The 9,937-nt window shown below is 30.2% G+C and carries 7 protein-coding genes; 6 read left to right on the top strand and 1 reads right to left on the bottom strand.

Annotation, left to right across the window (positions count from 1 at the left end; all coding sequences use genetic code 11):
- Positions 1 to 19 precede the first annotated feature (19 nt).
- The 4 genes from VG895_03210 to VG895_03195 are packed head-to-tail and all read left to right on the top strand — an operon-like array spanning position 20 to position 6,051.
- Complete coding sequence (locus VG895_03210; protein ID HWA52034.1) at positions 20 to 1,234, top strand: hypothetical protein; 1,215 nt, start codon at positions 20 to 22, stop codon at positions 1,232 to 1,234.
- 33 nt (positions 1,235 to 1,267) lie between these two features.
- Positions 1,268 to 2,869 (top strand): glycosyltransferase family 39 protein, encoded by a 1,602-nt coding sequence (locus VG895_03205; GenBank protein ID HWA52033.1) that lies wholly within the window; start codon positions 1,268 to 1,270, stop codon positions 2,867 to 2,869.
- On the top strand, positions 2,862 to 4,385 hold the full coding sequence (locus VG895_03200; protein ID HWA52032.1) for a 6-pyruvoyl-tetrahydropterin synthase-related protein: 1,524 nt from the start codon (positions 2,862 to 2,864) through the stop codon (positions 4,383 to 4,385). Before VG895_03205 ends, VG895_03200 begins: the two co-directional genes overlap by 8 nt.
- On the top strand, positions 4,366 to 6,051 hold the full coding sequence (locus tag VG895_03195; protein HWA52031.1) for a glycosyltransferase family 39 protein: 1,686 nt from the start codon (positions 4,366 to 4,368) through the stop codon (positions 6,049 to 6,051). Before VG895_03200 ends, VG895_03195 begins: the two co-directional genes overlap by 20 nt.
- Here VG895_03195 and VG895_03190 read toward each other — a convergent pair.
- On the bottom strand, positions 6,041 to 6,610 hold the full coding sequence (locus VG895_03190; GenBank protein HWA52030.1) for an isoprenylcysteine carboxylmethyltransferase family protein: 570 nt from the start codon (positions 6,608 to 6,610) through the stop codon (positions 6,041 to 6,043). The genes VG895_03195 and VG895_03190 overlap by 11 nt on opposite strands.
- A 34-nt stretch (positions 6,611 to 6,644) precedes the next feature.
- Between VG895_03190 and VG895_03185 the strand changes: the two genes are divergently transcribed.
- Together VG895_03185 and VG895_03180 are read left to right on the top strand one after the other, a co-directional pair.
- Positions 6,645 to 8,282: a glycosyltransferase family 39 protein gene (locus VG895_03185; protein HWA52029.1), complete on the top strand. Its 1,638-nt coding sequence runs from the start codon at positions 6,645 to 6,647 to the stop codon at positions 8,280 to 8,282.
- Positions 8,279 to 9,931 (top strand): glycosyltransferase family 39 protein, encoded by a 1,653-nt coding sequence (locus tag VG895_03180; GenBank protein ID HWA52028.1) that lies wholly within the window; start codon positions 8,279 to 8,281, stop codon positions 9,929 to 9,931. The genes VG895_03185 and VG895_03180 overlap by 4 nt, the downstream gene beginning before the upstream one ends.
- Positions 9,932 to 9,937 lie beyond the last annotated feature (6 nt).

Here is a 9,937-nt window from a genome sequence, read left to right as displayed (position 1 = left end):
ATACAATTTTATCAGAGATATGATTAAAAAGCTGAGCTTGATATTTTTACTTGCTTTAATAATTAGGTTGGTACTTATCTCTGTAGCATTTCATGGAGATTTGTATAACAACTTATCCTGGGGGCAGATGGCATTAAAAGGTCTAAATGGGTTTTACGAAAGAAAAGGCTTTGCATATTCCATTCCCAATCAGCCGCCATTGTACATTTTACTTTTTGGATTTACGTCTTTTATATATCAAACAATTTATAATTTAAGCTGGTATTTAAATAATCATTTTGGATTTTTCCCATCAGCTTTCATATGGTTTTGGCAACAAAATGGAAATGTCATTTTACTTAAACTTCCTGGAATTTTTGCTGATTTGGGAATCGGTTTTCTAATTTACAAATTTACAAAAAAAATATATTTGACTTGTCTTTGGCTTTTTAATCCAATTAGTTTTTATAACTCTGCAATTTGGGGGCAAACTGACTCGGTTGTAAATTTATTCGGACTTATTTCTATTTTTTATTTATTCAAAAAAGATTTGGTTAAATCAGTTTTGTTTTTTGTAATTTCTATTTTATTTAAAGGATCTTTGACAATATTTTTGCCAGTATTAATAGTTGTTTGGATTTTGCAGAAACATAAAATTAACGATTGGATGAAAGCAATTATAATTTCTGGAATATTTACAGTAATTGTTTCTATATGGTTTCACCCAGAAATTAATTTGCCAATTTGGTTACTTAATTTATATACACAAAGATTTTTTCCTGGCGAAATTGGGTACTTAACTGCAAATGCATTTAATTTATGGTATTTAGTAAATCCAGGAAAAATTTTAGATAATACTAAATATTTTGGTGTTACGGCCCATGTAATTGGATATTTAATAAGTTTAATTTTGGGAATTATTTTAATTTATAAAAAGAGAAAAAGTTTATTAAAAGAAAAAACGATTTTAATAATGCTTGCAATCAGTGCTTTAATTTCATTTTTGTTCTTTACAAGAATTCACGAGAGATATCTATATCCACTTTTTCCGATTGCAACTATTTTGGTTGGATTAATTCCTGAATTTATAATTCCTTATGTGATTTTGTCGTTTGTGTTTTTACTTAATATGTATAATCTTTTTTGGGTTCCATCAATTCCTTTTTTGCAAAATATTATGATGACATCTCAATTGCCAACTATATTGAGTGCTGTTAATTTAATTATTTTTATTGGAGTGTTTGTTTACGTATAAGCGAAGCTTGTAAATTTCATTTATAATTAATTAATGTGGAAATGGTTTTTAGTTGTAATATTTTTATTGGGATTTTTGTTTCGCGTTATTGGGATTTCTAATCACCCTGCTGGGTTTACTCCTGATGAGGCTTCTTTTGGATATGATGCCTATTCAATTTTAAAAACTGGTAAAGATCAGTGGGGGAATACTTTACCTTTGGTTTTTAAGTCTTTTGGAGACGACAAATTACCAGCTTATGTTTATTTAACAATTCCAAGTGTTGCAGTTTTTGGCCTTAATGAGTTTGCTGTCAGGCTTCCAAATGCGATTTTGGGAACGCTAGCAATCCTTGTTGTTTATTTACTTGTTGAAGAAATTTTTAAAGATAAAAGATTATCATTGCTTTCTGCTCTTTTATTTGCAATATCTCCGTGGAGTATTATGCTCTCGCGAGGTGCTTTTGAAGCAAATTTGACAACGTTTTTTCTGCCACTTGGAATTTTGTTTTTCTTAAAATCTTTAAAGAATAGACGATATTTGTTATTATCGTTTTTAGTTTTTTTAGTTAATATTTTTACTTATCATACTGCTAGAATTTTAACTCCATTAATATTTTTCTCCTTACTTTTTATTTATAAAAACGAATTAAAAGACAAAAAGATATTCAATATTAGCTTAGTTTTGTCTAATATAGTTTTATTTGTTGCTGCGGCTGGTTTTTTAATTGGTGGAAGTAGAGTTGCGAGTTCTTCAATTGCGGATATTAATTTTGCAGATGATAGATATTTTGCTCAAGTTGTTGGAGAACCATCTATAATTTCAAAAGTTTTTTACAATAAACCGATTTATGTTTCTATCCAATTTGTAAAAAATTATTTATCTTATTTTTCACCACAATTTTTATTTACAAATGGGCCTGCGGAAGGAACATATGGTATGGTTCCTGGAATTGGGGTTTTGTATTTTGTAGAAGTATTATTTTTAACTGGATTTGTTTGGAGCTTTTTCAAAGAAGGGCAGAAAAAGGAAATTTTATTTTTATTATTTTGGATTTTAATATCTCCAATTCCAGCTGCATTAACTAAAGGTCCTGGATATGCGGCAAATAGATCTGAATTTGTAATGCCGGCCATCCAGATAGTTTTAGCAATTGGTGGCTTTTATATTTATGAAAATTTGAAGAATAAAAAATGGAAAAATTATTTTATTTATGGAATGACTATTTTGTTTTTGATTAACTTTATTTATGTGTTTGAAAAATATTGGATTGGACAAACTGTCAATCAGGCATCTGACATGATTTATGGTACATCGCAAATTGTAAACAATTTGAAAAGTACAAACGCAAAACAAATAATGGTTGCAAAGGATATTTCTGAACCGCAAATTTACTTTGCGTTTTATACAAAAATGGACCCAAGGATTTACCAACAGTTTTCTAAGAATTGGCAATTAATTAATGGCTGGGTGGACCAACAAGGAAGTTACAAATTGGCAAATTATACTTTTAGAGATATTAATTATAATGTTGATAAAAATTTACAAAATACAATTTTGATTGGCAAACCAAATGACTTTCCAGCTGACAGTAAACCAACTTTGCAAATAAATTATCCAAATTTAAAACCAGCATATTATATTTTTAATGAATAAACTTCTAAAGAGAAATTCTATTATAATTCTACTTCTTATAATCTTATTTATTCCAACTTTTTATCAAATGCTTCGTTTCGGAATGTTTTCGACCCAGGATTTTCATATTTTTAGACTTATAGAATTTGATAAATGCATACAATCTTTGCAAATTCCTTGCAGATGGGCACCTGATAGTGGGGCTGGATTTGGAGAACCGCTGTTTAATTTTTATGGACAATTTGTATATGTGGCAGGAGAGATTATACATAAACTGACATTTTCGTTTATAGATTCAATAAAAATTACTTTCATTTTGTCATTAGTTCTCTCTGGAATTGGAATGTTTTTTTTAGCCAAAAAAATTTGGGGAAATAATTTGTCAGCATTAGTTTCTTCAATAATATATCTATATGCTCCTTATCGAGCAGTTGATGTTTGGGTGCGAGGGGCGCTTCCTGAAGCTTTTGCCTTTGTATTTTTCCCTCTTATTATTTTGGAAATCGAAAATTATTTAGAAAAAAATAGAACAAAAGATTTGTTAATTTTTAGTTTATTGTTTTCATTTTTAATTATTACTCATAATTTATCAGTAATTTTATTTGCACCATTTTTGATTGTTTGGATAATATTTAGATTTTTGCAAATTAGAAAGATTAAACCATTTATTTATTTGTTTATTGCTGGAATTTTTAGTGGAATTTTATCAGCATTTTATTTGTTACCGGTTGCGACTGAAAGTAAGTTTATAAATCTTAATGCAACAACTACCGGAATTTATGATTGGAGAGCAAATTTTGTCACGATCTATCAATTGTTTATTTCTAGATTTTGGGGATATGGAGGGTCTACCTGGGGACCAAACGACGGACTTTCATTGTCTGTTGGACAAATACAATGGATTGTACCAGCAATTACTGGAGTAATTATCTTAATAAAACAAAAAACAAAGTTTACAAAAGATAATTTAGTTTTTACTGTTTTGGTTTTAATAGGAATTTTTGCATTATTTATGACACATAATAAATCGACCTTTATCTGGAACATTTTACCGTTTATGAAATATATTCAGTTTCCTTGGAGATTCTTGTCTACAGCAACTTTTTCATTTGCACTTGCGAGCGGCTTAATAATTAAGCAATTTGAAATTGTAAGGTTACAATTTTTGTCTGTGATTATTGTCGTAGTAGTAACAATTTTATTGAATTTTAGTTTTTTTAAACCTGATATTTGGTACTCTAAAGGAGATAGTTATTATTTGACTGGATCTTTTTGGAATGAAGAACAGTTTTCTTCACTTCCTGATTATTGGCCTAATTTTGGACATAAGTTTCCTGATAAAATCTCTGATGGAAAGTATATTAATTACTTTCCAGGTTGGAATTATAAACCTGACAAGAATGGGCTTATTTCATCAGAAGGAGCAGTATTTGGTAATACATCAACGAGAACGATTGGAAATTATACAAGTTTATTTGCAATTTTGGTTTGGATAATTTTATTTGTAAAATTTAAATATGTTAGCAAAGATTCTTAACATTAAGTTTTTAATAATAATTGTTTTGTTTGGAGCATTTTTGAGATTTACATCTTTAAATCAAATGCCTCCTGCTCTTAATTGGGATGAAATTTCTCACGGATATAATGCTTATTCTATTTTGAAGACAGGAAAAGACCAATGGGGACAACTATTTCCGATTGCAAATTTTAGAGCCTATGGAGATTACCCACTTCCTCTTAATCTTTACTTAACTATTCCTTTTGAAATTGTTTTTGGACTTTCCCAGACTTCAATTCGCTTACCGCAGGCGTTACTCGGAACACTGACAATTGTTTCGGTTTATTTTTTGGCTGAAGGAATATCTAAAAATAAAAAAATATCATTACTTGCAGCTTTTTTAACAGCAATAGATCCATGGTTTTTATTTCCATCGCGTGCTGTTTTCCAATCTAACTTGTCCGTATTTTTTTTGATAACTGCATTATCGTTTTTCTTTAATCGAGAAAAGAATAAATGGTTTATTGTTTTTACTCATTTGTGTTTAGGTCTCACACTTTATTCTTATCATTCAACTAGAATTTTCACTCCAATATTGATTGTTATTTTGTTATTTATTTATAAGGAAGAATTTATAAATCATTTAAAAAACATTTTTAAAAAGCGAGAAATTCTGATTTCTTGTTTATTATTTATGATTTTTTTCTTACCACTTCCTTTTATCTTGCTTAGTCCGTCGGCGAGGGCTCGTAGCGGTGTTGTTTTTATTATTGATCAAGGAGCTGTGAATAATATAAATAATTTAAGAAATTCTTCTACTTCTCCTTTTCGAAAATTAATTTATAACAAAGTTACATATTTTACAGTTACATTTGCAAAAAACTATGTTAATTATTTCTCTCCACAATTTTTATTTACTAATGGGGGAACTCAATATCAATTTAGCGTTCCAAATCAAGGAATACTTTATCTTGTTACATTGCCGTTTTTGTATTTTGGATTTTTTATTCTAATAGTTCGTGCTTTTAGAAATAGAGATTATTTGTTTTTACTTTTGTGGCTTCTTTTAGCACCAATTCCTGCTGCAATTACAGTCGATGCATCAGCAGTAATTAGAGCGACAACAATGCTTCCAATTCCTGAAATATTAATTGCAATTGGGTTTTATGAATTTATTAATAAATTTAAGAAGTATGAGTTTATTTTAAGTTTTGGTTTTATTATAGTTTTACTTTTTTCCCTTGAGAATTATTTAAATATTTATGCAAATAGCTATCGGACAAATTATTCTTGGGCTTGGCAATATGGATACGAACAGGCAGTAGATTATGTAAAAGCAAATTATCATAATTATGATCAGATTATTACTACAAAAGCTTACGGAGAGCCTCATGAATTTTTCTTATTTTATTTACAATATGATCCGCAAAAATATTTAAGTGATCCAAATAAAATTACTTTTTATCAATCAAATTGGTATTGGGTGGATCATTTTGATAAATTCTGGTTTGTAAATGATTGGCAAGTTACGCAATTTGCAAATAAAAATCAATTTATAACTGAAAGCAAACATGTTACTGATTGTTCAAGTCAGAGATGTCTACTGATAACAACACCAAACAATCATCCTGGGAACTGGAAATTAATTGATACTATAAAATTCTTGGATGGGAAGACTGCTTTTGAGATATATTCTAATACATAAAAGGAATTAAAGATTTAACTTTTTTCTTGTAACTTGGATACGTTTTTGGGAAATGTTTTTGTAATAATTTTTCTTCTTCTTTTAGTTTATAAATACAAAAGATTGTCATAAATATTAAAAACAATAAGCTTGCTAAATTTCTTGCTGCAAGAAAAGTTCCAGTACACATCGTAATAATTCCTGTATAAATTGGATTTCTAATAATTCCATAAACCCCTGAAGTTATGAGTTCGTGATTCTTTTTTATTTCAATATTGCCGCTCCAGTTTTTGGATAAAGTATTTCTTGCAATGATTGCAATTACTAGACCAATAAAGACAGTAACGGAACTCGCAAAAATAAAAGAATTGGATACTAAAAATAATTCATTGGATAAAAAGGGGATAGCTCCTGAAAAACTAATTATAAAAAGTGCGATAAAAAATATTCTTCCTGCCCAGAGCCAACCTTTTGTGAAAGATTGTTTCATTTCTTTGGTTGGTTTTACATTTTGTGCGCTTAATTTCCAATATAGAAGAAAAATAATCCAATAAAGAGTTATTAGTTTTCCACTTATCATATGAAAAATTATAGCAGATAGAATATACTTAAATATGCCTAAAAAATGGGTTTTGATTATTGTTGTTTTAGCCACTGCTTTGTTTTTGAGGCTTTATAAAATTAATACAAACCCTCCGGGATTAACTCCTGATGAGGCCGCACTTAGTTATAATGCTTATTCAATTTTAAAAACTGGCAAAGACGAATATGGAACTTTTTTGCCAATTATTTTTAAATCGTTTGGGGATTACAAACCCGGGCTTTATGTATATTTAGATATTCCTTTTGTTGCGACTTTGGGACTCAACGAAACCTCTGCAAGATTGCCATCTGTAGTCGCAGGAATTTTTACCGTCTATTTGGTTTATTTAATTACTGAAGAATTGTTTAAAGATAAGAGACTTGCTTTTATTTCTTTGGTTGTTGCTGCAACCAATCCCTGGCTTATTTATTTTTCAAGAGGAGCTTGGGAAGTAAATGTTTGTTTAACACTAACACTTGCTGGGATTTATTTTTTCTTAAAAGCGTTAAATAAAAATCAAAAATATTTTATCGTATCTGCGATATTTTTTGCATTAACTCTAATAGATTATCAGGGAGCAAAATTATCGACTGCAATAGTTTTGTTTATTTTGGGAATCTTATATTGGAAACAAGTTTTAAAATTAAAATTTAAGTATTTAACTATAGCTTTTATTTTAGGGCTCATTATTTCGTTACCTGTAATTTTAAGTTTGTTTAATGGCCAAAGCGGAAGGCTTGCAGTTTTCAGTGTATTTTCATACCCGCGCCCGGCAGATTATTTGCAAGCGTTTTTGAGTGAGGCAAATGTTAAGAAGGGGAGTATAACTTATGATCTTTTTTATAATGAGCCGCTTAATTTTGCTAGAGGAATTTTAGGAAGATTTTTCAATCATTTTTCCGGACGATTCTTGTTTTTTGAAGGGGATTGGGCAAACCCAAGGCATACTCCCCCAAACCAGGGAGTACTGGTTGTTGGAGATATAATGTTTCTCGCGATTGGGGCAATTGCGTTTCTGAAAAACAAAGTACAAAAAGAAACTATATTTATAGTTTTATGGTTAATACTTGCACCACTCCCATCAATACTTTCCCGCGATCAAGTGCACGCGCTTCGTTCTTTAAATCTTGCAATACCGTTTGTAATAATTATTACTTTTGGAATTTATTTTGCGATTAATAATTTAAGAAAAGTATTTTTATTTTTGTTAATTCCGATTTATATTGCAACTTATATTTATTTTTTGGATGCTTATTTTGTACATCAACCTGCACATAATTCGCAATATTGGGAATATGGATATAAACAAATGGTATCGGATGTTACAGCAATTCAAAACAACTACAAACAGGTAATTATTCAGCAATCATATGATCAGCCGTATATTTATTTTCTTTTTTATAATAAATATAATCCTGCAAAATGGCAAAAGCAGGCAAAACTTATACAGGATGCTGGAGCTGATGTTGGGCATGTGGATCATATGGATAATATTTGTTTTTGTGCAATTGATTGGTCGCGGGACCGTGGAGATCATGGAGATTTAGTTGTTGGAGATATTTCTGTAATTCCGCCACTGGACTCCAATGATCCAAAAGAATTTACTTTAATTGATGAGATAAAATATTTAAATGGACAAACTGCTTGGAGGCTTTTGGGAGTGAAATGATTAAAAAATACAAAAATTTAATTTTAGTTGCAATTATTGTTTTAGCTTTTGTACTTAGATTTTGGCAACTAAACAATTATCCAGCGCTTAATGCTGATGAAGCATCCAATGGATATGATGCGTATTCATTACTTCTTACAGGAAAAGATCAACATGGAAACAGTTGGCCAATTGATTTTCAATCATTTAATGATTATAAACCTGGGCTTTATGTTTATTTAATAATGCCTTTTGTCAAGATATTGGGACTTAACGAATGGGCAGTAAGGATTCCTGGAGCTTTTGTTGGAGTAATTTCTGTTTATTTAATTTATTTACTAGTGAAAGAATTATTTAAAAGAGATGGTGTAGCTCTAGTTTCTGCTTTCTTTCTGTCGATTTCTCCGTGGCATATTCAGTTTTCAAGAGGCGGTTGGGAAGTAAATGTTGCAACATTTTTGATAACCGCTGGAGTTTTATTTTGGCTTAAATATTTTAATGGTAATCAAAGAAAACTCTGGCAATTAATTTTAAGTATAATTCTTTTTGTTTTATCAATGTACTGTTATCAGGCAACAAGAGTTGTGACGCCGCTTGTTGGAATTGGTTTGGTAGTTATTTATTGGAAACAAATTTGGAAAAATTTATCACATGTGATGACTGTGATTGTTTTGGGAATTGTTTTACTTTTGCCTCTTCTTTTAGATTTTACACATGGAGGAGTTTTAAATAGAGCTGCAGGAGTTGGACTTTTTGCAGACCCAGGGCCCAGAAGCCGTGTTGAAGAACAACGAGGAGAACATGGAGCAGACAGTAATAGTTTTATTGTCAAGGCGTTACATAATAAAGTTGTAAATTATACTCTTGCTTTTGCAGAAAACTGGATGAGTCATTTCCACGGCGAATTTTTATTCCTTTCCGGAGATTCAGTGACGCGTAATAAAGTTCCTGAAACTGGAGAATTTTATTTAACTGATATTGTTTTTTTAACAATTGGTGGAGTAATTATCTTGCGAACTTTAAAGAAAAAGGAAACACAGATTCTAGTTATGTGGATTATTGTTGGGCCGATTGCTTCTGCTCTTACTTTTCAGGCACCGTCTGCGCTTCGGGCTGAAAATATTGTAATACCACTAGTAATTATCAGCGCTCAAGGCGCTATTGGCTTAGGTATTTACTTGTACAAATTACTGCAAAATAAAATCTTATTTAAGATTAGTATTTTATTTATATTCGCACTTGTGATTTGGGGATTTGCAAGATATGAACAGATGTATTGGAACCACATGAGTAAAGAATATCCTTACTCATCTCAGTATGGAGTGAAAGAACTTGTGAGTTATATAGAGCAAAGTCAGGATAAATACTCTAAAATATTAGTCACAGACCGATATGATCAGCCGTATATTTTATTTTTATTCTATATGAAATATCCGCCGGCAAAGTTTCAACCACAAAGCACACTTGGGCCAAAGGACCAATATGGATTTTCGACAGTTAACCATTTTGATAAATATTATTTTGCAAGTATTGATTTTGAAAAAGCAAAAACAGAAAATCCAAATAGTTTGATTGCAGGAACAGCTGACGAAATTCCAAAAGAAGCAAATATTGTAAAAGATGTTTATGGAACAAATGGATTTTTGTATTTTAGAGTGGTAGCTAATTAATATGGA

The organism is Patescibacteria group bacterium (genome assembly GCA_035549555.1).
Taxonomy (GTDB): domain Bacteria; phylum Patescibacteriota; class Microgenomatia; order UBA8517; family UBA8517; genus Co84-156.
The sequence above is the reverse complement of the archived record's forward strand: the minus strand, read 5'-3'. Positions and strand labels throughout refer to the sequence as shown.